24 protein-coding genes are annotated in these 23626 nt (G+C 55.7%); 11 read left to right on the top strand and 13 right to left on the bottom strand.

What is annotated here, in order from left to right; translation table 11 throughout:
- Window positions 1-22: 22 nt before the first annotated feature.
- Complete coding sequence (locus tag G6Q15_RS03320) at window positions 23-817, bottom strand: hypothetical protein (RefSeq protein ID WP_164115622.1); 795 nt, start codon at window positions 815-817, stop codon at window positions 23-25.
- A gap of 103 nt (window positions 818-920) precedes the next feature.
- On the opposite strand from G6Q15_RS03320, the gene G6Q15_RS03315 reads away from it, so the two are divergent.
- The 4 genes from G6Q15_RS03315 to G6Q15_RS03300 all read left to right on the top strand — a co-directional run bounded on the left by G6Q15_RS03315 (window position 921) and on the right by G6Q15_RS03300 (window position 5801).
- Window positions 921-1793 carry a LysR family transcriptional regulator gene (locus G6Q15_RS03315; protein WP_164115620.1) on the top strand — a complete coding sequence of 291 codons (873 nt, stop codon included), beginning with the start codon at window positions 921-923 and terminating at the stop codon, window positions 1791-1793.
- A gap of 145 nt (window positions 1794-1938) precedes the next feature.
- The gene (locus G6Q15_RS03310; RefSeq protein ID WP_164115617.1) at window positions 1939-4194 is read left to right on the top strand and encodes a TonB-dependent hemoglobin/transferrin/lactoferrin family receptor; all 2256 of its coding nucleotides are present in this window, start codon (window positions 1939-1941) and stop codon (window positions 4192-4194) included.
- An 18-nt stretch (window positions 4195-4212) separates the two neighbouring features.
- Window positions 4213-5241 (top strand): DUF6607 family protein, encoded by a 1029-nt coding sequence (locus tag G6Q15_RS03305; RefSeq protein WP_164115616.1) that lies wholly within the window; start codon window positions 4213-4215, stop codon window positions 5239-5241.
- Window positions 5241-5801 carry a hypothetical protein gene (locus G6Q15_RS03300; RefSeq protein WP_164115614.1) on the top strand — a complete coding sequence of 187 codons (561 nt, stop codon included), beginning with the start codon at window positions 5241-5243 and terminating at the stop codon, window positions 5799-5801. Before G6Q15_RS03305 ends, G6Q15_RS03300 begins: the two co-directional genes overlap by 1 nt.
- A gap of 7 nt (window positions 5802-5808) precedes the next feature.
- Here G6Q15_RS03300 and G6Q15_RS03295 read toward each other — a convergent pair whose 3' ends face one another.
- Window positions 5809-6267 (bottom strand): Lrp/AsnC family transcriptional regulator, encoded by a 459-nt coding sequence (locus tag G6Q15_RS03295; RefSeq protein ID WP_164115612.1) that lies wholly within the window; start codon window positions 6265-6267, stop codon window positions 5809-5811.
- A gap of 125 nt (window positions 6268-6392) precedes the next feature.
- Between G6Q15_RS03295 and phhA the strand changes: the two genes are divergently transcribed.
- From phhA to G6Q15_RS03260, 7 genes are all read left to right on the top strand, one after another.
- Window positions 6393-7325, top strand: coding sequence for a phenylalanine 4-monooxygenase (phhA, locus tag G6Q15_RS03290; RefSeq protein ID WP_240330723.1), 933 nt, complete (start codon window positions 6393-6395; stop codon window positions 7323-7325).
- A gap of 18 nt (window positions 7326-7343) precedes the next feature.
- Entirely contained in the window at window positions 7344-9143 is a 1800-nt protein-coding gene (pabB, locus tag G6Q15_RS03285) for an aminodeoxychorismate synthase component I (protein WP_164115608.1), read from the top strand.
- A 150-nt stretch (window positions 9144-9293) separates the two neighbouring features.
- Window positions 9294-9455 (top strand): hypothetical protein, encoded by a 162-nt coding sequence (locus tag G6Q15_RS03280; protein WP_164115606.1) that lies wholly within the window; start codon window positions 9294-9296, stop codon window positions 9453-9455.
- Window position 9456: 1 nt separating this feature from the next.
- On the top strand, window positions 9457-10152 hold the full coding sequence (gene msrA / locus G6Q15_RS03275) for a peptide-methionine (S)-S-oxide reductase MsrA (protein ID WP_240330722.1): 696 nt from the start codon (window positions 9457-9459) through the stop codon (window positions 10150-10152).
- Window positions 10153-10189: 37 nt separating this feature from the next.
- Window positions 10190-10648: a transcriptional repressor gene (locus G6Q15_RS03270; protein ID WP_164115604.1), complete on the top strand. Its 459-nt coding sequence runs from the start codon at window positions 10190-10192 to the stop codon at window positions 10646-10648.
- Between the two features lie 122 nt (window positions 10649-10770).
- On the top strand, window positions 10771-12714 hold the full coding sequence (dxs, locus tag G6Q15_RS03265; protein WP_164115602.1) for a 1-deoxy-D-xylulose-5-phosphate synthase: 1944 nt from the start codon (window positions 10771-10773) through the stop codon (window positions 12712-12714).
- A complete protein-coding gene (locus G6Q15_RS03260) occupies window positions 12711-13181 on the top strand; it encodes a hypothetical protein (protein WP_164115600.1) in 471 nt (156 codons plus the stop codon). The genes dxs and G6Q15_RS03260 overlap by 4 nt, the downstream gene beginning before the upstream one ends.
- Before the next feature lie 61 nt (window positions 13182-13242).
- Here the strand turns inward: G6Q15_RS03260 and G6Q15_RS03255 are convergent, their stop codons facing one another.
- From G6Q15_RS03255 to G6Q15_RS03205, 11 genes are all read right to left on the bottom strand, one after another.
- Window positions 13243-13659, bottom strand: a complete 417-nt coding sequence (locus G6Q15_RS03255; RefSeq protein ID WP_164115598.1) for a DUF3035 domain-containing protein — start codon at window positions 13657-13659, stop codon at window positions 13243-13245.
- Window positions 13652-14188: a signal peptidase II gene (lspA, locus tag G6Q15_RS03250; protein ID WP_164115595.1), complete on the bottom strand. Its 537-nt coding sequence runs from the start codon at window positions 14186-14188 to the stop codon at window positions 13652-13654. Before lspA ends, G6Q15_RS03255 begins: the two co-directional genes overlap by 8 nt.
- 4 nt (window positions 14189-14192) lie before the next feature.
- Window positions 14193-17129 carry an isoleucine--tRNA ligase gene (gene ileS, locus G6Q15_RS03245; protein WP_164115593.1) on the bottom strand — a complete coding sequence of 979 codons (2937 nt, stop codon included), beginning with the start codon at window positions 17127-17129 and terminating at the stop codon, window positions 14193-14195.
- 98 nt (window positions 17130-17227) lie between these two features.
- Window positions 17228-18196, bottom strand: a complete 969-nt coding sequence (locus G6Q15_RS03240) for a glycerophosphodiester phosphodiesterase family protein (protein WP_164115591.1) — start codon at window positions 18194-18196, stop codon at window positions 17228-17230.
- Window positions 18193-19116 (bottom strand): bifunctional riboflavin kinase/FAD synthetase, encoded by a 924-nt coding sequence (locus G6Q15_RS03235; RefSeq protein ID WP_164115589.1) that lies wholly within the window; start codon window positions 19114-19116, stop codon window positions 18193-18195. The genes G6Q15_RS03240 and G6Q15_RS03235 overlap by 4 nt, the downstream gene beginning before the upstream one ends.
- Before the next feature lie 8 nt (window positions 19117-19124).
- Window positions 19125-20309 carry a dipeptidase gene (locus tag G6Q15_RS03230; RefSeq protein ID WP_164115587.1) on the bottom strand — a complete coding sequence of 395 codons (1185 nt, stop codon included), beginning with the start codon at window positions 20307-20309 and terminating at the stop codon, window positions 19125-19127.
- A gap of 32 nt (window positions 20310-20341) precedes the next feature.
- On the bottom strand, window positions 20342-20845 hold the full coding sequence (locus tag G6Q15_RS03225; protein WP_164115584.1) for a dihydrofolate reductase: 504 nt from the start codon (window positions 20843-20845) through the stop codon (window positions 20342-20344).
- Window positions 20830-21918, bottom strand: a complete 1089-nt coding sequence (locus G6Q15_RS03220) for a 5-(carboxyamino)imidazole ribonucleotide synthase (RefSeq protein WP_164115582.1) — start codon at window positions 21916-21918, stop codon at window positions 20830-20832. Before G6Q15_RS03220 ends, G6Q15_RS03225 begins: the two co-directional genes overlap by 16 nt.
- On the bottom strand, window positions 21915-22403 hold the full coding sequence (purE, locus tag G6Q15_RS03215; protein ID WP_164115580.1) for a 5-(carboxyamino)imidazole ribonucleotide mutase: 489 nt from the start codon (window positions 22401-22403) through the stop codon (window positions 21915-21917). Before purE ends, G6Q15_RS03220 begins: the two co-directional genes overlap by 4 nt.
- Before the next feature lie 43 nt (window positions 22404-22446).
- A complete protein-coding gene (gene gpmA, locus G6Q15_RS03210) occupies window positions 22447-23133 on the bottom strand; it encodes a 2,3-diphosphoglycerate-dependent phosphoglycerate mutase (protein WP_164115578.1) in 687 nt (228 codons plus the stop codon).
- Complete coding sequence (locus G6Q15_RS03205; protein ID WP_164115575.1) at window positions 23121-23591, bottom strand: GNAT family N-acetyltransferase; 471 nt, start codon at window positions 23589-23591, stop codon at window positions 23121-23123. The genes gpmA and G6Q15_RS03205 overlap by 13 nt, the downstream gene beginning before the upstream one ends.
- Window positions 23592-23626: the final 35 nt, after the last annotated feature.

Below are 23626 nucleotides of genomic sequence, written 5' to 3'. Positions count from 1 at the left end.
GACTGACGTTTTTTCGGTAGCGCTATTTTTCCTCAGGCAGGGCAAGCCGGTAGAACTCGACATGATCGACACCACTCGCGAAATATTGCTGATTCTGCTTATATGCGTCGCTCTGCCGGACCTTCGAAAAACCCTCAACATTATCCCATTCGACAAAGGTCAGTTGCTGCGGCGCGGCAGGCGATGACGCATGGCTTTCAAAAACAGGGTCTTTCATCTTGTAGATAAACCGCCCACCTGCAGCATTGACTGCTTCAGTAATGCCATCCAGGTACCGCGCATAATCCGCTTCCTTGCCCGGATTCAGCCAGGCCACAACAACCGTATATGTCTTGGCCGGATCAAAACTGAGTGTCAGGTCTTCCTCCAGCTCGTCCGTATATATTTTAAGCTCCGACCAGGCATCGGGACGCGAAGCCTTGATGGCAGGCCATGCGGAATCCGCCTCAAATGCTGCCAATGCACCTGCATCAGGCCAGGAATAGAGTATGAATCCGCTCGGGTCGTAATCGCTGATAATCTTGTCCTGCACCCGTAACACTGCTTTGCGGCTGAAACCCAGTTTTTCAGCTATGGGGAAAGCCTTGCTGTAATAAGCTTCGCGGGCAGCGTCGCCGTCTTCACGCGCTTCAGGTGCCACAAAGGACAGGACCTGCCCTTTTCGGAATTTCAGTTGCAGCACACTGGATTCATTTGATGAAGCGACTTCAGTTTTGTCACTCGCTTGCGCGGCCGGATTTGCGCTACAGGCCGTGGCCAGCAGAGATACGCCTGCCAGAATGGGGAAAGAAATGATTTCGCGGGGGAATGGAAGCATGGGACCTCATATGATTGTTTAAGTTGCGTACTAGCACCATATATCCCAGAAATTAGGACATGAATGGATTTACTTATGGATCTAGTGGTGTAAAAATGCACCAATGGATGATTGGGATAATTACCGCCTTATACTCGCGCTGCATCGCAGCGGCAGCTTGCGAAGCGCTGCCAGGCTTCTAGGCGTCAACCACAGTACGGTCTCCCGCCGCCTCGCTACATTGCAGGCCGGCTCTGCAGGTATTTTGTTCGAACAGGTTGCCGGCGGCTATCGTCCCACTGAAACCGGCGCAAAAATGGTCAGCGCAGCCGAAGACATGGAAGAAATTGCCCAGCGGGCTGAGCGGCAACAACGCGCCGCAGGTTCCGCCGACAAAGGGCCGATCACGCTATCGCTGCCCGAAGCCATTGGCCAGTTCCTGCTGTTCGAAGATATAGGGGAGTTCGGCAAGCTTTACCCTGATATTGACCTTACCATCATCTCTTCATACGGGTTTGCCAATCTGGACCGGTCAGAAGCCGATATGGTGATACGCGGCACAGATAAACCATCCGATCATCTGGTGGGGCGGCGCCTGTTCCCTTATGCGCTCAGCCATTATTGCAAGCGTGGCTATCTGGATGACACGCCGCCTGAAAAACGCCGCTGGCTGGCAACCGCGCATAACTGGAGCCAGGACGAATGGAAAAAAACATCACCATTTTCCGATGCACCGATACTATATGCCATGAGCGACCTGACCATGCGGCACAAAGCGTTGCTGGCAGGCCAGGGTATGGCGCGTACGGCGTGCTATATGGCCGACACCGAACCTGACCTGATGCGGCTGCCCGGTGCAAAGACCGTGACAGGCCAGCACCTATGGGTGCTCACCCACCCGGACCTGAAAGACACACCACGTATCAAGACGCTCATGCGCTACCTGTGTGATGCGCTCATCGCAAAGCGCACGCTGATTGAGGGCAAAACCCGTTAGCTGAGGCTTGTCCATAGCGTACTCATGCGCTGTCGGCGGACATTCCCACACAATTTTGCACATAAACGAAAATTCCTCTTGCGCCCATATATCATCCCTGTATGTAGATGCTATTGAGAATCATACTCATTAGCAAAGGACGGAAATGAACAGATATAGAGCTGTGAGCGTATTGGCGCTATGCGCTGCGACGCCTTTTTGGGCTGGCAGTGCAGTAGCTACCGAGTTCGACGATTCAGACAGTCTGGCAGCTGATGCGGGGCCGGTCATAACGGTCACGGCAACACGGATTCCCGATGAAGTGGAAAATGCGCCTGCCACTGTCACGGTTATAGATTCCGAACAGATTGCCGACGAACTGGCAACCGATGTGAAAGACCTTGTCCGCTTTGAACCGGGCGTCACGGTCCGCCGTCAGCCTGCCCGCTTTGGTGCGGCGCTTGGCAGTACGGGTCGTGCAGGAAATGAAGATTTCAACATTCGCGGCATTGGCGGTAATCGTGCGCTGATCCAGGTGGACGGCATCCGGTCTCCGCAGGGGTTCAGCTTTGGCGCGCAAAGCGTGGGGCGCGGCAATGCCACCGATGTGGGTCTTATCAAGTCAGTCGAAATCCTGCGCGGTCCTGCATCAGCGCTTTACGGCAGCGATGGCCTGTCGGGCGCGGTCAGCTTCATCACAGCCGACCCTGTCGATTTTATTGATGAAGGGAACAGCTTTGGCGGTTTTGCTCGCGCATTGTACAGCTCTGCAGACAATGAATTTGCAGAATCCACAGCACTGGCTGCGCAGTTTGGCGAATTTTCCGCCATGCTGGCCTATTCCCGCCGCGACTTTGAGGAACTGGATAACAAGGGAACCGTCGACACAGAAGACTCCTCACGTACAACGCCCAATCCACAGGATGGCGAATCCGATGCGTTCCTGGGCAAGCTGGTCTGGTCCAATGATAGCCACCGTGTCCGCCTGACCGGCGAATATCTGGACCGGGAAGTATTTTCAGATGTCCTGTCCGGGCGCGGCCCTGTTTTCCTGTTCGGCCCTACGCCAAGCTGGATCGTCGACAGCCTGACCACCAATGATGAAACAAAACGCACCCGCGTTTCGCTCGACTGGACCTATGATGTGGGCGAGGAAAGCAGCGGTGTTATCGACTATGCCCATATTGCCGCCTATTGGCAGGACAGCGAAGACCGGCAGTTTGCCGATGAGGATCGCTCTCCCACCGGCACGCGCCCACGCCCTGACAGGGAACGGCTCAATACATTTGATAACCGGGTCTATGGCGGTATTGCCGATTTCCGTTCCAGCTTCCGTACCGGCTCCATCAAGCACACGCTGACATTCGGTGGCGATGTCAGCTGGACCCGGCAGGAAGGGCTGCGCGACGGCGTTGTTCCCCCCTTTGGTGAAGTGTTCCCCACACGTGCCTTCCCAGTCACAGATTACACACTCGGCGGTATATTTATTGGCGATGCAATCGAGTTCGCGGACGGTGCCTTTACACTTTATCCGGCTCTGCGCTACGATTTTTATGACCTGGATCCAACCGGTAATCCACTATTGCCGACATTCACACCTGGCGGGCAGGATGGCTCCAAACTGTCCCCGAAAATCGGTGCTGTCGCCAATCTGGGCGGCGGTGTCCGCCTGTTCGGCAATTATGCGCGCGGTTTTCGAGCACCGACGCCCAGCCAGGTCAATAATTTTTTCGAGAACCTGGCCTTTGGTTACACGTCAGAACCCAATCCGGACCTTACCCCCGAAACCAGTGAAAGTTTCGAGGCGGGTGTCCGTTATAATGAAGATGGCGTCAGCCTGGCCCTGACCGGTTTCCACGCGGATTACGACGACTTTATCAGCCAGGAACAGATTGGCGGTTCCTTTCGCCCTGGTGACCCGGCGATTTTCCAGTTTGTCAACATTACCAGTGTCGCTGTTCAGGGTTTTGAGGCCAAAGCAAGTTACCAGGCTGATAACGGTTTTCGGACACGTTTCGCCCTGGCCTTTGCCGATGGCAAGACAGAGCAACCCGGGCAAGCGGACCGGCCACTTTCAAGCATAGACCCGCTCAATGCCATATTCGGCCTTGGGTACCGCGATCCGGACGGCGCTTTTGGCGGTGAATTTATCGTCAGCTACAACGCGCGGAAGGAAGCAAATGAAACGGTTGGTGTGTGCAGCGCCGCATGCTTCCGTCCGAAAGAATCCGTGATCCTGGATGCAACCGCGTTTGCCCGCATAACTGATAATTTCAAGCTCCGCGCAGGACTCTTCAACATCACCGACAGGAAGTACGCATTTTGGAGCAGTGTCCGCGGATTGGCCGAAACATCCATCATAACTGACGCATTCACGCAGCCTGGCCGCAATTTCAGCGTCTCGCTCAGCGCAACATTTTAATATTTGGGGAGAAACACCATGTTTATCAAAGCACATTCGAAACTCGGCGCTGCCATGCTGGCATTAGCGCTTATCACAACGCCCGCACTGGCGGACGGCCCTGTAAAACAGCGCACAGCTGAACAGGAACAGGCCAGCTTTACCGCCGATCGTGCCGACATATTGGCGATGGCGGGCAATTACAAAGTGACTTTCGATATGAAGGAAACGACTGCCTGGCGCGATGATTATACACCCATCAAGGCGAAGATTTCCGGCGGGCATGAAAGTGTGCGCATCATCGAAGATACAGGCCGCAAAATCGTGCTGCAGCACTTGCTCGTTGTAGGTTCCGATGATTCTCCATTCATCGTCAAACACTGGCGGCAGGACTGGGAATATGAGCCTGCACAGATACTCGCCTACGCAGGGCCCGGCAAATGGGTGCTTCAGGATGTTCCCGAGCGGATGCGCAAAGGCCGTTGGTCACAGACCGTCTATCAGGTTGATGACAGTCCGCGCTATGCAGGCTGGGGGCAGTGGAGAACCGTCAACGGCATCCGTACCTGGCGTTCCAACTGGACGCTGCGCCCACTCGCCCGCCGTGATGCCGTGCGAAACCCCGTTTATGACCGCTATAATGCCATTAACCGGCACCAACCAATGCCGGGCGGATGGATCCATTGGCAGGACAATACCAAGATGGGCCTTGTAGACGGAAAACTGGTCCCATTCGTCCAGGAAACGGTGCTGAACACCTATAGAAAATTTGATGGATACCCTGTTAGCGCCGCAGACGACTATTGGAGTAAGACACAGAGTTACTGGGCCGCGGTTCGGGCTGAATGGGACGCAGCTATCGGCAGGTATAAAGGCGTCACCGTTGAAGAAGAGGCCGCCACGGGAACAGTGATCAGCGGGCGGCTTTTGGAAATGGGCACCGAAATTTCCAAAGGTGAACTGAAAGAGAAAAGAGCCATTGCCGAAGCACAGTCGCTTATCCGCGGTGCCACGAAGCCCGGTATCACCAAAACCGCCAAACCTTCTGAAACAGAAAGCGGCTATTAATGGCAGTCAACCAAGTCAAAGCCCGCAATACGCTGGTGCTTGTCCATCTTTTCCTGGCGGCGCTTCTGGCGCCGTCATTCATCATGGTGGCGGTTACCGGCACGCTTGATCTCGCTAAAATTGAACCGGAAATTATTGAAACACCGCTCACGCTTCCAGCGGATCGGGCGATTGATCCTGGCAGTCCATCAATCGAACAGGATATCCGCCTGATTCTGGATGACCTGGATATAGATTCGGATTTTGAAAGCCTGCGCGTTACTGAAGACCGGATCACAACGCGCCCCACCTCACAAAATTTCGTCCGGTTTGCAAAGACACCTGATGGGTGGCATGCGACGCATAACAGGCCAGGCCTGTATTACAGCATGATGGAACTGCATAAGGGTCATGGTCCAGCCGCGTTCAAGCTGTTTCAGATATTTGCCGGTATCGCGCTGTTCTGCGTGGTGATAGGCGGGTTGGCTGTCGGGCTCTTGTCCAGGGCCTATCGCAGGAAAACCATCTTCGCGTCCAGCATAGGCTTGATCACATTTCTGACGCTCGCTTATCTGGTTTAGGCGGCTGTTAAACTGGCAATCCGGCATATGGCTTGGCATCGTTCAGAACGAAGCTGGAATTGATCGATTTGATACCCGGCAACCGCCGCAGTTTATTATTGGCAAGCTGTGCAAAGCTGTCGAGATCGCTGCTCGCCACCACCAGCATATAGTCAGCACTGCCCGTTACCTGGTGACAGGCGATGATTTCGGGAATAGACAGGGCTGCCTTTTCGAACCGCGCCGTTATATCCTCGCTATGATCCTCAATCTGCACACTGATATAGGCATAGACGTCCAATCCAAGTGCGCGCCGGTCAAGCCGGGCAGCATAGTTGCGGATGACGCCTTCCTGTTCCAGTTTGCGAACACGCCGCCAGCAAGGGCTGGCAGACATACCTACGCGTGCAGACAGGTCAGCGTTGGAAATGCGCCCTTCTTCCTGCAACACGCGCAGTATTTTAGAATCTTCCTCTGAAATCGACATAACGGGTAATACTTTCCTAAATAGTATCATTGGAGGTAAAATATACCTTAATCACCTTGTATATAGCAAGGATAAGGCAAGATATTTCAACTTATCCCTGTTATAACCGCGGTATGGAACAGACATTGATACAGAAAAATACAACAGCTTTTGAAGCCATCCCCGAACTTCCGACTGATACCTTTACCGCACCCCTTGCCAAGCCGGATCATGTCGGGCTCGACTGGCTGGAACCAAAGCAACGCGTTTATACGGCCGAAGATCACCATATCTGGGACGATCTTTTCAAACGGCAGATGGATATCCTGCCCGGCCGCGCTGCGACCGCTTTTCTGGATGGCCTGAAACGGCTTGACCTTGGCCGGGGTGGCGTACCTGATTTTCAGGAAATGAGCGAAGAGCTTTCTGCCATTACCGGTTGGGAAGTTGTGCCCGTGCCAATGTTGATCCCCGATCATGTATTTTTCTGGCATCTTGCCAATCGCCGGTTTCCTGCCGGAAACTTTATCCGCACCCGCGAGACATTCGATTATATTCAGGAACCCGATGTGTTCCACGACGTGTTCGGCCATGTGCCGTTGCTCACCGACCCGGTATTTGCTGACTATATGGAAGCCTATGGCCGTGCAGGATGGAAAGCGCTTAAATATAATCGCCTGAAAGCGCTTAGTGCACTGTACTGGTACACAGTCGAGTTCGGCCTGATCAACGAAGCCGATGGCATCAAGTCCTATGGTGCAGGTATATTGTCCGGCCCGACTGAAGCTGTTTTCGCCGTGGAAGCCAAATCGCCCAATCGTATCCACCTGGATGTCGACCGGGTGGTGCGTACCGATTATGTGATTTCCGACCTGCAGCCGACTTATTTCGTGATCGACAGTTTTAAAGAGCTGTTCGCGATGACAGTCGACCGTGATTTCAACGATCTGTACGAATCGCTCGACCCGGGCTTTACCTTTGCCAACTGCGCGGTCCTGCCGCAGGATAAAGTTTATCACAAAGGCACGCAGGAATATGCGCTGCGCGGTGGTGCGGCTTCGCTTGCGGAGCCTGTCTAAGCGTTTATAAGCGGGGTAATGCCCGCGAAAAAAGCCACTGCCATTACCCCCTTTGTGTTGCTTGACGATGCGCGTGCGCAAGATGCATCGGATGCGCGGCTATATGAAAATCCGGTTCGTATCATCACCGCCCATGACTCGGCAGAACTGCACTCGGCGCTAAAAGAGCTGGATAGGGCACAGGCGGCTGGGCTGCATGCGGCTGGTTATTTCAGCTATGAAGCCGGTTATGCACTCGAGCAGCGCCTGGAGCCTTTACTGCCCGCGAATAGTAAAGCACTTTGCTGGTTCGCCTTTTTTGAAAGCTATCGCCCTCTTGTACCGCACGATATTCCTGCATGGCTGGCCGAGCGAAAAAGCGGCGAAGGCGCGGTTTATAATGCCGCGCCCGATATCAGTTTCCCCGCCTATCATGCAGCCTATGCCGAGGTGCAGCGCGCCATCCGTGCAGGCGATATCTATCAGGCGAACCTGACCTATAAGCTGGCGGGGCAATATGCGGGTGATCCGTTTGCAATTTATGCAGCCTATCGTGCCAGCGCAGGTGCTGGATATGGCGGGATGATATATGACGGGACTGACTGGCTGCTCAGCTTCTCTCCTGAGCTGTTTTTCACTGCTTACAGAGGTGAAATCACCGCACGCCCGATGAAAGGGACGGTCCAGCGCCATGCCAATCCTGCTGAAGATGACAAGGCGGTCAAAGCTTTGCAGGCCAATGAAAAGGACCGGGCAGAGAACCTGATGATTGTCGACCTGCTGCGCAATGACATTTCACGCGTGGCCGAAACAGGCAGTGTGCATGTGCCACATCTTTTTGCAATCGAAAGCTATCCCACGGTGCATCAGATGACCTCTACCGTAAAAGCCAGACTGGCAAAGGATAAGACACCTGCCGATATATTGCGCGCGATTTATCCATGCGGGTCAATCACCGGCGCGCCCAAAATTCGGGCCATGGAAACACTCGCTGGCCTAGAGCGAAGTCCGCGCGGTCCCTATTGCGGGTCAATGGGGCGGATTGATGCGGATGGTGATGCTGCATTTAATGTCGCCATCCGTACACTGCGTCTGGACACGCCCACAAAAACCGCCACTATGGGGCTGGGTTCTGCTATAGTCGCGGATAGTGATCCGGTATCGGAGTGGCGCGAATGCGCGCTGAAAGGAGCGTTTTTGACAGGCAGCATGCGCAAGTTTGACCTGATAGAAACCATGGCTTTCGACCCGGCCAGCGGTATCCTCCGCCTTGAAATGCATCTGGAACGCATCAAGGCAAGCGCGGCGGTGCTGGGGTTTGAATTTGACCGGCATGCCGCACGCAACCAGATACAGGCCGCCTGTTTTCATATTGAACACGCCGTCAAAGTCCGTTTGATGTTAGGCAAAGCCGGAGCGGTTGCCATTGAAATGCAGCCCATGCCGAAAATGGCGAAGGGGCCGATGAAAGTTTTCATCGCACCACTGCCGGTGGAAAGCGACGATTTCCGATTGCGGCACAAAACCAGTGACCGGGATTTTTATGATAACGCACGCCGAACCGCGCAAGCCCAGCATGGCACAGACGAAGTGATATTTACCGATGCCAAAGGCCGCCTGACCGAAGGCAGCTTCACCCATATTTTCGTGGGAGATGCGAAGGCGGGATATCGCACACCGCCGCTCGAACTCGGCCTTTTGCCCGGCATATTACGGCGCGAAATGCTGGAAAACGGCACAGCGTGCGAAGCCGCTTTGACCTCCGCCGATCTGGAGCAAGGCTTTTATATCGGCAATTCACTTCGCGGGCTTATGCAGGCGCAGTTTATCGCGCCATAAGGTTAGAAGCTGAACGCGTACCTGTGCGCCTATTCACAGTTTATCCATTATTTTGATGCCATAGCAGCGCTCTACAGGGGCAAATAAATGCCGCACCCATGTAACCGTTTCATGCGTTGGTGCGAATAGAGAGCACAGCCTAAGAAAGACATGATGATGATAAATTTTTTAAAATCAGAAGTTTTCGCCCTTTTTGTTGGCGGTTTTGCGCTAGGAACAGCCGCGCTGTTCGCATTACAGGCACCTGACGCACGTGCCGAAATCTCCCAGAAACTGACCAGCGTGGCGGCGCATATCCAGGCGCCGGGCTGATATGCGCGGCATACTCCCCATCGCAGCGCTCAGTCTTGCCATAGCGGGAGCAGCAGGTATCATGTCGCTGTCACCGGCTGCCGCGATCATCGCAGAAGAAGCGAAGATCCTCCCCGCACCGCGAATTACGGCAAAAGAACCCGCCAAATTGCAAGTCGCGATTTTCGCAGGTGGCTGTTTCTGGGGCGTCGAAGGCGTGTTCAGCCATGTGCGTGGCGTCAAAAGCGCGGTATCGGGCTATCATGGCGGTGGCGCATCCACTGCCACCTATCGCCGCACCAATTACGGCGACACTGGTCATGCCGAAGCAGTGCGCGTGGTCTATGATCCAAAGGTCGTGCGCTATGATCAGCTATTGCAGGTGTTTTTCTCTGTCACCACGGACCCGACACAGCTCAACCGCCAGGGGCCGGATCGTGGCAGCCAATACCGGGGTGCCATTGTACCAATGAATAATGAACAGCTGCGCGTGGCCCGCGCATACATCACCCAGCTGGGTAAAGCGAAAATCTGGTCGCAGCCCATAGTGACAAAAATCGAAGGCTATAAGAAATTCTATAAGGCGGAAGAATATCATCAGGACTTTATGTTCAAAAACCCCCGCCATGGCTATATTCTGCGCTGGGACAAGCCGAAGGTGGCAAATTTGAAACGGGTGTTTCCAAAGCTATATACTGCAAAGCCGATACGGGGTTAATCTTGCGCTCCTCCGTCCCATGCACTAAATAGAGTCCATGGCAGCACATCATCATCATGAACATGCGGGCGACGACCTGACGAGCGCGGCGAAATCCACACTGGAACAGGCGGGCGAGCAGTGGACTGATATGCGTTCGACCATTTTCGATGCGCTGGCCGAGGTGAAAAAGCCGGCTTCTGCCTATGATATAGCCGAACGCGTAAGCGAGCTACGCGGCAAGCGCGTCGCGCCCAACAGCGTCTACCGGATTCTCGACCTGTTCGTGAAAACCAATCTGGCTCGCCGCGTCGAGAGCGCCAATGCCTATATCGCCAATTCACACCCTGGGTGCCTGCATGACTGCATTTTCCTGCTTTGTGATGAATGTGGCAGCGCCACACATCTGGACGATGATGCTCTCTCCGGCAGTGTTCGCAATGCCGCACAAAAAGCCGGTTTCGGTGATGTCCGCCCGGTTATAGAAGTCCGCGGCAAATGCGGCGAGTGTGATTGATAACCACGCATATTCATTTCATCGCTCATATAGCTCGTTCTACCGCCGTTCATAATTCTGCCATTACAATCGACAGCACGCATTTTTGCCCCTAAAGTGGCGCGTAGCTGAGGAAAGAATATATGACAGACGCTCCCACCCCGAATCCTGAAACCCCGTTGCTGGATACGGTTAACTTCCCCCATGATCTGCGTAAACTGAAGCCGGAACAATTGCGGCAAGTGGCCGATGAGTTGCGCGCCGAAGTCATCAGCGCGGTGGGTACCACGGGTGGGCATCTGGGGTCCGGGCTGGGTGTGGTCGAGCTGACCACCGCAATACATTACGTATTCAACACCCCCGAAGACAAGCTGGTCTTTGATGTGGGGCATCAATGCTATCCACACAAAATCCTGACCGGACGCCGCGACCGTATTCGTACCTTGCGCAAGGGCGGCGGACTATCGGGCTTCACCAAACGCAGCGAGAGCGAATATGACCCGTTCGGCGCCGCGCACAGTTCAACTTCCATTTCCGCCGCACTTGGCTTTGCGATCGCCAACAAGCTGAATGGCAAGCCAGGCAAAGGCATTGCGGTAATCGGTGATGGGGCGATGAGCGCAGGTATGGCCTATGAAGCGATGAACAATGCCGAGCAGGCCGGCAACCGCCTGATCGTCATCCTCAACGATAATGACATGTCGATCGCGCCGCCTGTCGGCGGACTTTCCGCCTATCTGGCGCGCGCTGTATCCTCTTCGGAATATCTGGGACTGCGCAGCCTCGCCAGCAAGGTGGCGGGCAAACTGTCACGCCGTGTCCACAATGTCGCCGAAAAAGCAGAAGAATATGCGCGCGGTATGGCCACAGGCGGCACATTGTTCGAAGAGCTTGGTTTCTATTATGTCGGCCCGATTGATGGTCATAATCTCGACCATCTTATCCCCGTGCTGGAAAATGTACGCGATGCCGAAGATGGTCCGATCCTGATCCATGTCGTCACCGAAAAGGGCAAGGGCTATAGCTTTGCCGAAGAATCAGCTGACAAATATCATGGCGTTGCCAAATTTGATGTCGTCACCGGAAAACAGGACAAGGGACCAGGTGGCGGACCGCCCGCTTACCAAAATGTGTTCGGCGATACGCTCGCCAAACTGGCCGAGAGTGACCCGCGTATCTGCGCTATCACAGCCGCCATGCCATCGGGTACCGGCGTTGACAGATTTGCCAAAGCGCACCCTGAACGGTCTTTCGATGTCGGCATTGCCGAACAGCATGGCGTAACATTTGCCGCAGGCCTTGCGGCGCAGGGGATGCGGCCATTTGCAGCGATTTATTCAACATTCCTGCAGCGCGCCTATGACCAGGTAGTGCATGACGTCGCGATCCAGAACCTGCCCGTGCGTTTTGCGATTGACCGGGCCGGGCTGGTCGGCGCGGATGGTTCCACCCATGCCGGATCATTTGATGTCACGTACCTTGCCACCCTGCCCAATTTCGTCGTGATGGCGGCTGCGGATGAGGCCGAGCTGGTGCATATGACCTATACCGCGGCCGAATATGATGATGGCCCGATCGCGTTCCGCTATCCGCGTGGCAGCGGCACCGGTGTGCCTCTGCCCGATGTTCCGCAAAAGCTGGAAATTGGCAAGGGGCGGATGGTTCGAGAGGGCAAGAAAGTGGCCATATTGTCGCTGGGTGCACGGCTGGCCGAAGCTGAAAAAGCCGCGGATGAGCTGGATGCAAAGGGGCTGAGCACCTCTGTAGCCGACCTGCGCTTTGCCAAACCGCTGGATGAGGAACTGATCCGCAAACTGCTCACCAGCCATGACGTGTGCGTGACGATTGAGGAAGGCGCGATTGGCGGCCTGGGCGCGCATGTGCTCACCATGGCCAGTGACGATGGCCTTATCGATGGCGGGTTGAAACTGCGCACCATGCGCCTGCCCGACCAGTTCCAGGACCAGGACAGCCCCGACAAACAATATAAGGAAGCAGGTCTCGACAGCGAGGCGATTGTGGAAACCGTGCTGAAAGCGCTCCGTCACAATAGCAGCGGCGTAAGCGAAGCCGGCGCGCGGGCATGAAGGCGAAAAACCTGGTTATCCTCCTGCTTGCCCTTGCCATGCTTTTGGGCGGCATTCTTTGGTACCTGAATGGCCAGAAAGCGGGCGATGATACTACTGCTACACGACCTCAGACACCTCCTGCAGAGCAGCCCGCCAAACCGGAACCAGAGGAACCTACGATAACCAGCATGATGCTGACAGGCACATGGGCGCCCAAAACCAGCAACTGCGAAACAGATGATATCTGGCAATATAGAGCCGACGGAACCATGGCTACATTCGGCGCAGATGGCACATGGTCCATTGATGGCGAGACGCTCACTGAGACAGTCACCCGTCACATGTACGAGAATCCTGATGGCGCAGAAGTCTGGCAAGAGCTGGAAACCCCGGAAGTATACAGCAGCACAGTGAGTATTGATGGCACAGGCCAAATGTCCAAACGGATTGGCGAAGAAGAACTTATTCTTATAAAATGCGCATGATAAGCAGATAAAAAAAGCGCGCCTCGTGTGGCACGCTTTTTATTTTCTCTGTTAACCCGGCTTAACCTTCGGGAATGCTCGACTGCGCATTCTGTCCGTCGCCTTCGGGCGCGGCGATAATGTCGCGGGTCACGGTGCCCTTGTTCACCGTATTTGTCTCCGGATCACCCACTGATGAGCGGATACCGGGGGTAGCTTCGCCCGCCTGGCGTACGGCAGCGGCTTCGGCTGTGCTACGCGCCTGCGGCCCACCAAACAGCGCTTCCAGCGCTTGCTGGCTGGCATCGCTTGACTGTGCGCTCGGCGCGCCGGGCTGCGGCGGTGCCATAGCAAAATCGGGCGGGATCACGAGCGGTGCCTGGCGAGACACTGCAAATTCATCGGGGCGGTCGCGGTTGAATATTCCGCCGCCAGAGCCGCAGGCCGAAAGGCTCGCCACCATGGCGGTCATTGTGCCGATCAGAACCAGTTTACGCATTTTCATTCTCCAACTTGTTTTCTGCCCCCGCAGATTCTTTATCCTTCTCGCCGATAAACAGCACGCGGGCAAGCAATATCACCACGCCGATGGTAATCGCGGCATCCGCCACGTTGAATATCAGAAATGGCCGGAAATCGCCAATATGGAAATCGGCATAGTCGACCACATAGCCGAGCCGAGCCCGATCGACAATATTGCCCAGCGCCCCGCCAAGCACCAGTGCCAGTGCCCAGATATCACCGCGTTCCTTTTCACGCCACATCCACACCAGCACGACACAGGCAATTACGCCGGTCAGTGCGACCAGCAACCAGCGCTGCCACTCGCTATCCGCGGTCAGCAGCCCCATCGAAACACCGTAGTTTTTCGCAAATGTGAGGTCGAAAAACGGCAGGAGCTGCATATTTGCGCCCAGTTCATTGAGGCCCAGTGGACCTGTCACCAGAAACTTGACGAACTGGTCCATCACGAAAATAAAGGCCGCGATGGCAAGGCCCCAGATGCGGTTGTTATTGGCGGTTTCCATGATGCTACCCGTTCAACACACTGTCGCAGCGCCCGCACAATGCGCCGTCTTCAGGCACATCGGGCAGCAAACGCCAGCAGCGACCGCATTTGGCATGCGCGGTTTTGGTAACGGAAACGGATTCGCCATCCGTGACATCTGCAACAATGCAGATTTCAGCAAACTGAACGGCATCAACCGGCAAATCGGCTAATGGATAGGTGACTTCGGCCTCCAGGCTGGAGCGGATCGTCTTTTCCTGCCGTAGCGGCTCAATCGCCTCGGTCACCTTTTCGCGTGCCTCGCGGATGGTCTGCCATTTGCCGGCAAGGTTCGCATCAATCCAGCCCGCATCAACCTGAGGCCACACTTTCAGGTGGATTGAATCGTTCGCATCCTCAAACCGTGCCTGCCACACTTCTTCGGCAGTAAAGCACAGCACCGGCGCGATATAGCGGGTGAGCGCGTGGAACAGCACATCCATTACGGTGCGATACGCGCGACGTTTCATGTCTGCCGGGTCATCACAATAGAGGCAGTCCTTGCGGATATCGAAGAAAAATGCCGACAGTTCTTCCTGCATAAAGGCGGTGAGTGTCCGCATATACGGGCCGAATGCGAAATCATTCACATTTTGCTTCAGCTCGGCATCCACTTCGGCCAGCCGGTGCAGGATATAACGCTCCAGCTCAGGCATATCGGCAACCGCGACACGTTCGCTATCATCAAAATCATTCAACCCGCCAATCATATAGCGGAATGTATTGCGCAGCTTGCGGTACGTATCGCTTACACCGCGAATGATTTCATCGCCGATGCGGTGGTCTTCGGTAAAGTCAACGCTCGCCGCCCATAGGCGCAGGATATCCGCCCCATTCACATTGATGATTTTCTGCGGATCAAGAGTATTGCCAAGCGATTTCGACATTTTCTTGCCCGTCTTGTCCAGCGTCATGCCGTGCGTTAGCAGCGCCTTATACGGCGCAACTCCGCGCGTACCGCAGCTTTCGAGCAGGGATGACTGGAACCAGCCGCGATGCTGGTCGCTGCCTTCCAGATAAAGGTCGGCGGGCGAACGCAGGTTCGGCCATTTGCCACTTTCCAGAACAAAGCTGTGCGTCGAACCGCTGTCAAACCAGACATCAAGAATATCGGTAATGACTTCATAGTCATCAAGGCTGTAATCGGAACCGAGCAGCGCGGCATGATCCGCATCGAACCATGCATCCGCGCCCCCTGCCCTGAACGCTTCGATAATACGCGCGTTCACCGCCGGATCGTTCAGATATTCGCCCGATTTACGGTCGACATAAAGCGCGATCGGCACGCCCCATGCGCGCTGACGCGACAATACCCAGTCGGGACGGCCCTCTACCATCGACTGCAACCGGCGTTTGCCGCGCTCTGGCACGAAACGGGTTTTGTCGATTTCGGACAGCGCGGTTTCGCGCAATGTCGCGGCAATGCCCTCTGCGTGGCCCTGCACCATCTCGCCTTCCGCATCCTCGACCGGCGGAACATCAGATGACGCAGTCAGCGGCGTATCGAGCGGCACAAACCATTGCGGGGTGCAGCGGTAGATAACCTTTGCCTTGGAGCGCCAGCTATGCGGATAGCTGTGAAGGGTGCTTTCATCATTCTTTGCAGACAACAAAGCACCGGCTTCTTTAAGGTCACTACAAATGGGTCCATCAGGAGCAACAAATTTCTTGTTGATGACCGAGCCAGAGCGCGGCAACCAGGACCAATCTTCACGGTACTGGCCATCGCCCTCGACAGCGAACACAGGATTGATGCCGTTCGCCTTGCACAGGTCAAAATCGTCCTCGCCATGGTCGGGCGCCATATGCACAAGGCCAGTACCCGCTTCGGTCGTGACGAAGTCGGAGCCGTCAAGGAACGGGCGAGGTTTGGTGTAGAATTCACTGTTGGAGAAACGGTCCGCCATAGGATGTTTGGCTATTGCTCCAGCAAGTTGGGAGCCTAAGACGACATCTTCAGATGAGCCCATTACAATATTGATGCCGTAGAGTTTTTCCAAACGATCACCAAACTGTCCAACCAACTGGCTCGCTATTAAAAACCGTTTCCCGTCGAAACACCCCCGAAGTTCAGGATCATCTGGCAATGTATCTGGGTTAGCCCAAACTAGCCGATACTCAACATCTGCCCCATAGGCGAGCGCCTGATTCACCGGAATCGTCCACGGCGTCGTCGTCCAGATTACCGCATGTGCACCTTCTAACTCAGGGGTATTCGGACACTTATCAATCTTAAACGCCACATCGATCTGCGTGCTCGTGATATCTTCATATTCAACTTCGGCCTCGGCCAGTGCAGTCTTCTCCACCGGCGACCACATGATCGGCTTCGCGCCGCGATATAGTTGCCCTGCTTCGGCGAATTTCAGCAGCTCGCCCACAATCGTCGCCTCGGCGTCATAATCCATGGTGAGATAGGGCTTGTCCCATTCCCCCATAATGCCGAGCCGCTTGAACTCCTCGCGCTGCACGCCCACCCATTTATCGGCATATTCGCGGCATTCGGCGCGAAATTCCTTCGCGGGCACTTCGTCCTTGTCGCGCTTTTTCTTGCGGTACGCTTCCTCGATCTTCCATTCGATCGGAAGCCCGTGACAGTCCCAGCCGGGCACATAAGGCGCGTCCTTGCCAAGCAGGCTCTGCGAGCGCACGACCAGGTCTTTCAGGATCTTGTTCAGGCTGTGGCCGATATGGATATTGCCATTGGCGTATGGAGGCCCATCATGCAGGATAAACTGTTCCTTGCCCTTGCGCTCCTCACGCAGCCGTTCGTACAGGCCAATTTCTTCCCAACGCGCCAATATGCCTGGTTCCTTGTTTGCAAGGCCAGCTTTCATCGGAAAGGACGTTTTCGGCAGGAATACCGTGTCCTTGTAATCGGAGGCGCTTTTATCAGCGTCAGGTTTAGGCGTATCAGTCATAGCTTGGGAGCGTTAGGACAGCTACGCGCCGCCCGCAAGACCCGTATTTGCGCGGCGCAGCATAAATTACCCATAATTTATCGATTCAACTTATCGATTCAGGGCATTGCAGGGCCAATATCCTGAATATTGTCCACCATCACGTAACCGTTAAAGTCGAACGGGACATCGCGGATCTGCTCGCGCGTGGTCAACCCTTGCATCGCATTGCCATCAATATAGGGGCCAGTGAGCAGGATTTTCGCGTCCACCGCCTCCATGCGCTCGATTGTCCGTTTCGGCCAGCCGGCGACCAGCCACTGGTAATTAAGCGGCACGATCAGCGTTTCGCCGCGGCAGCTTTCGGGTGTCATGGTGAACCAGCCCTGCAGCGCATAATCCTTTGTGCACCGCTTTGCCGCCACCGGGTCAATCACCCAGCTTTCCGGTGTCAATTCACGCAGGCGTGCCGCCACCGGCGCCGGTGCCATGAATGCCATGCGCTTCATATCGGTAATGCCCGCTTTTTTGAGCGCAGCGATCAGTGCATCGGCTTCTTTGGGATCTTTTGATTTCAGACGGAACAGCATCTTGCGGTGCCGGAACGGATAGGCGATTTCCTCTATGGTCGGCATCGCGCCCACATGTTTCCCGCGAAACGGGAATGTCTTGCCGCCATCGGCACTATAGCCATAGCCAATATCCAGCTCTTTCAGCTCAGCCAGCGTCTTGTCGCGGATCGGCCCGCTGCCATCAGTGCGGCAATCAAGCGTCCAGTCATGGAATAGCACGACTTCGCCGTCCTTGGTCAATGCCACATGGAAACCCAGCATATCGGCATCGGCCTGATCCGCCTTGGTCGCGGAAGCCACCGTGTTTTCAAGATATTTATGGGTCGGCGTGTCAATCCGCGTGGCGGTGCAGTCATCCGGCCCCAATCCTTCGCGGCTGAAGCTTTGATAGACATTGCGGTCGGCAATCACCGTCGCCTTGCCGCGCGGGGTCGAGGCCATCCACGAGGCGTTCATAAAGCTGAGCACCAGCAGGGCCAGACCCAGAACCAGCCCGATAATTTTCACCCATTTCATGTCAGCAATTCCTTTGCGCGGGCACAATCCGCATTCATTTGCGTGACAAGCGCATCCATGTCGTCAAACTTTGCCTCCGGCCGCAGGAAATGGTGCAGCGCCACTTCGATTTCCTGGCCATACAGGTCTTCATCAAAATCGAAGAAGTACGGCTCAAGCAGCTCTTTGGGCGGATCGAAGGTCGGGCGGATACCCAGATTGGCTGCGCCTTTCAGCACGCGGCCATCGGGCAGATGCCCCGTCACCGCGTAAATGCCGTAACGCGGGCGCAGATAGGCATCCATATCGATATTCGCGGTAGGATAGCCGATGGTGCGGCCGCGCTTGTCGCCATGCTGGACCGTCCCCTGGATCGTGAAAGGGCGGGTCAGCAATTTAGTGACAGCCGCGCAGTCTCCCTCACGCAGCGCATCACGCACCAGGCTGGAGGAAATAATCGCGCCGCTATCTGCAACCGCGCCCACCGCACGGCTTTTCAGGCCCTGCGCCGTGCCATAATCGGCAAGCATGGCAACGCTGCCGCCGCGCGCCTTGCCAAAGGTGAAATCTTCACCCGTCACCACTCCCGCAGCGCCGAAACGGTCGATCAGCAACGTGTCGATAAAATCTTCCGCTGTGGTTCCTGCCAGTTCGGCATTGAAATCGAAGACCAGCATCGCGTCTGCGCCCGCTTCCGTAAAGAGCCGTTCGCGCTGATCGAGCGTGGTCAGCCGGAACGGCGGTACGTCAGGTTTGAAAAAACGCACCGGATGCGGGTCAAATGTCGCAATAATCGCTACGCGTCCTTCGGAGCGCGCCCAGCGGATCGCCTCTGCCGCCACCTGCTGGTGCCCGGCATGGAATCCGTCAAAATTGCCCAGGGCGATAATGCCCCCGCGAAGCGCATCGGAAATCCGTGCGCCGCTACCCAAACGTGTCATGCGAACTGCTATAGATGCGTTGAGGGCAAGGGCGCAATGCCCTGCATCAACACACGTACGGTATTTGCCCCCATCACCGCGCGGATTTCCTCTGCGGTAAAACCTGCACCAAGAAGCGCCTGTGTCACCTGCGCCACCTGCGACACATCGAAACCCGTGGTGACCGCGCCGTCAAAATCGCTGCCCAGCGCAACATGATCTATACCGACAAGGTCACGCACATGCTTGATCGCCGCGGCAATGGCTGCGGGACTTGTGTCGCAGATCGCGCCATCCCAATAACCGATGCCGATCACACCCCCGGTGGCCGCCACGCCGCGGATTTCTTCATCGGTCAGGTTGCGGTTCACATCACAGGTCGCCTGCACGCCGCCATGGCTGGAGACCACGGGCCGTGTCGCCATGGCCAGTATTTCCTTCACGCTGGCATGGCTCGAATGCGCGATATCGACAATAATGCCCTTGGCCTCCATCTTGCGGATAATTTCGCGGCCAAATGGTGTCAGGGCGCCTTTTTCCTCGCCATGCATCGACCCGCCCAGTTCATTGTCGAAAAAATGCGTGATCCCGGCCATACGCATGCCCGCATCATAAAGCCGGTCCAGATTTTCTGACCTGCCCTCCAGATTATGCAGCCCTTCAGCAGAAAACAGCACGCCAATGCCCTTGCCCTTGATGGTACGGCGGCCAATCAGGCCCTCAAGGTCAGCAGGCGTGCGGATAAACACCATTTCTCCTTTTGAAGCATTCACTGCATCTTGCAGTTTTTCAGCGTGATATAGCGAACGCTCCACAAGCGAGGTCCAGGTACGGATGGGCTGCAACTGCGCCATAGTGAGCAGCGTGATATTGTCGGTATCCGAAGGGTTGCTGTCGTAATTTTGCCCCTTGGGCGTTTTCGTGACTGAAGAGAAAACCTGCAGCGCCATATTACCGGTATGCATACGCGGCAGGTCGATATGGCCGCGATCCGCTTCCTGTAGCATCGAACGTTTCCATAGCAGCGTGTCCCCGTGCAGGTCTGCGATGAACAGGCTGTCATGCAGCGCCTTTGCCTCTGCGCTGATTTCGGGCAGTTTTTCACCCGTCACCACGTTGGTTTCCGCCTCAAACTTGCCGGGCAGGATCTGGGTGACATAACCGATACCGAGCAGCAGCAAGATGGCGAGAACGATCAGGATTTTACGGAACATTGTTTGCGGCCCTTTTATTATGATTAGATGTCCTACCTATGCCGCAATGTCACGAAGCTATAGGATGGAAATGCCGTCTTGGCTGCGTGGGTTTCACGCGCTGTTTCTTCCCATGTATCCGCACAAAACAGCTCCATCACCGTATCACCATCGGCGTTGATATGCACTTCGGTGAGCTCGATCCGGTCCGCATGAGGCAGAAACAAGCGATAGATTTCCGCGCCACCAATCACTGCGATTTCCGGTGCGTCTGCCAATTTAATGGCCTCTTCCAACGATGCCACAGGCTCTGCGCCCTCCGCCTGCCAGCCGCAATCGCGCGTCAGCACGATATGCCGCCGCCCTGGCAGCAGTCCAGGCAGGCTTTCAAAGGTCCTGCGGCCCATCACCATCGGCTTGCCCATGGTGAGCGCCTTGAAATGTTTGAGGTCAGCGGGAAGATGCCATGGCAAGGCTCCGTCCCGGCCAATCACACCGTTATCGGCGCGGGCAAGGATCAGGAATATTTCGGTCTGCCCGTTCACTTTGCAACCCATGTCGCATGCCCCATTTTGCGGCCTTCCCGGGGTTCCCCTTTGCCGTAAAGGTGCAGGTGGCAATCCGGGTCAGCCAGGTAATTTGCCCAGTCATTGGCCGCATCGCCGATGATATTGCGCATTTCCGCCCGCGTGCCCGTCAGCGCGGTGGAACCCAATGGAAGCCCGCACACGCCGCGGATATGGTTTTCAAACTGGCTCGCGACCGCACCCTCCATGCTCCAGTGCCCACTATTATGTACACGCGGAGCTATTTCATTGAGCACAGGGCCACCCGTGCCCACAAAAAATTCGCAGGTCAGCACGCCCACATAGTCCAGCCGCTGCGCAATTTTTGCGGCAATATCGCGCGCCGCTGGAATCTGCCGCAGTACCGCATCGCTTGCAGGTACAGTGGAGAGCGCCAATATGCCGTTTTCATGCACATTCTCCGCGCTATCGTATGTGGCAATCGTACCATCCAGGGCACGCGCCAATATGACAGAGAATTCTGCCGCAAAATCAACAAAGCCCTCCAGCACGCAAGGCTGTCCGGCCACAGCATGCCATGCAGCCGCAATATCGTCCGCCGATTTCAGTCGCACCTGCCCCTTGCCATCATAGCCGAAACGGTTGGTTTTCAATATGGCAGGCAGACCTATCTCTGCCGCTGCGGCCCGCAGCTCATCTTCGCTTCCCACCAGCGCAAAATCCGCCGTTACCCCGCCTGACGCGCGGGCAAATTCTTTTTCCTCCGCCCGGTCCTGCGCAACTTCCAGCGCTTTATAGCCGGGCCGCAGCGGTACATGGCGCGCCACGATTTTCGCACATTCCACTGGCACATTCTCAAATTCATAAGTGATAACGTCGCAGGCCCTGGCAAATGCCTCCAGTGCCGCTGTATCGTCATAGGCCGCACAGGTGAAATGCTGTGCCACTCCGGCAGCAACGCTATTTTCCTCTGGCGCATAGATATGACAGTTATAACCGAGCTGCGTTGCCGATACGGCCAGCATCCGGCCCAATTGCCCGCCGCCCAATATACCGATTACGGAGCCGGGTGGCAGGGCCCTGTTCACTTCGGAAACGCTCATTGCGGTGTTTCACCTACCGCCTCGCTCTGCGCGGCGCGCCAGTCATCAAGCCGGCTAGCCAGCTCCGCATCATTATTTGCCAGCACCGCCGCCGCTAGCAGCGCCGCATTGGCCGCACCCGCCTCGCCAATGGCCAATGTACCCACCGGCACGCCCTTGGGCATCTGCACAATGGAAAGCAGGCTGTCCATGCCGCTCAGCGCCTTGGATTGCACGGGAACGCCAAATACCGGGAGCCGTGTCATCGACGCCACCATGCCAGGCAGATGCGCCGCGCCGCCGGCACCCGCGATCACGCATTGATATCCTGCATCCACCGCACCCTTGGCAAAGGCCACCAGCCGGTCCGGCGTACGATGTGCTGACACGATCCTGACATCATAGCTGGCATCCAGCTCATCGAGTATCTTAGCCGCGGCCGACATGGTCGACCAGTCGGACTGGCTGCCCATGATAATTGCAATATCGGATGTCGCTTCGGTCATATTGGCCCCATCTGTACCGGAAGCACAGCCTTGTAATACGCTCTTAGCGTTCGCTCAAGTAATAACGCTCTATCTCGCCTAGATCATCGTCCAGATTATAGATAATCGGCTGTCCGGTCGGGATTTCCAGGCTGGTAATTTCATCATCAGGGATATTTGACAGATGCTTGACCAGCGCGCGCAGTGAATTGCCATGTGCGGAAATCAGCACGCGTGTACCTTTTTTAAGCTCGGGCGCGATGCGCGCGTTCCAGTAAGGCAGCACACGTTCAATCGTGTCTTTCAGGCTTTCCGCTCTCGGCACGGTAATGCCCGCATAGCGCGGATCATCCTGCATTTCATATTCGCTGCCTGCCTCCATTGGCGGCGGCGGCGTATCGAAACTGCGGCGCCAGATATGCACCTGTTCATCGCCATGCTTGTCGCGCGTTTCCTGTTTATTCAGGCCGGTGAGCCCGCCATAATGGCGTTCATTCAGCCGATAATCCTTCTCGACCGGCAACCACATGCGGTCCATTTCCTCCAGCGCCAGATTAAGCGTCTTGACCGCCCGCGTTTGCAGTGAGGTAAAGCACAGATCGGCATCAATGCCCTTTTCCTTCATGAGCCGCCCCGCCTCACGCGCTTCGGCCACGCCTTTTTCAGTAACATCGACATCCCACCACCCGGTGAAACGGTTTTCCAGGTTCCATTGCGACTGGCCATGGCGGAGAAGGATTAACTGGGGCATGTATGTAACTCCAATGACATATATTGATTAAATTGAGTGGCCTTATAATCGCCGAATGGTTCGCATATATCGAAACCCGCGCTTTTGTATAGCGATATGGCAGGCGCAAATGCTTCGCCCGAACCTGTTTCCAGGCTCAAGCGGCTGTAGCCTCGATCCTTGGTTTCCGCAATGATGTGATCCAGCATTTTGCGGCCTGCACCACGGCCAAGATATTCTTCCGACACCCGCATCGATTTGATCTCGCCATGCCGGTCATCAAGTTCCTGCACCGCGCCGATTCCAGCCAGCCTATCGCCATCCCATATCGACCAGAAAGTGACTCCGTCACTTTTCAGACCTTCGATATCCAGAAAATGGCACTGGTCCTTCGGTGAATTTTCAAGCATCCCCGAAAAATGCTCCTCCAGCAGGGCAAGAACCTGCGGATCGGTAAGGTCATCACGAATGATTTTCATTGCAGCGCTCTCTGGCTGGTTATGCATAAAACACC

The organism is Sphingorhabdus sp. Alg239-R122 (assembly GCF_900537065.1).
Classification (GTDB): Bacteria; Pseudomonadota; Alphaproteobacteria; order Sphingomonadales; family Sphingomonadaceae; genus Alg239-R122.
This window is presented reverse-complemented; position numbering and strand designations above follow the sequence as displayed.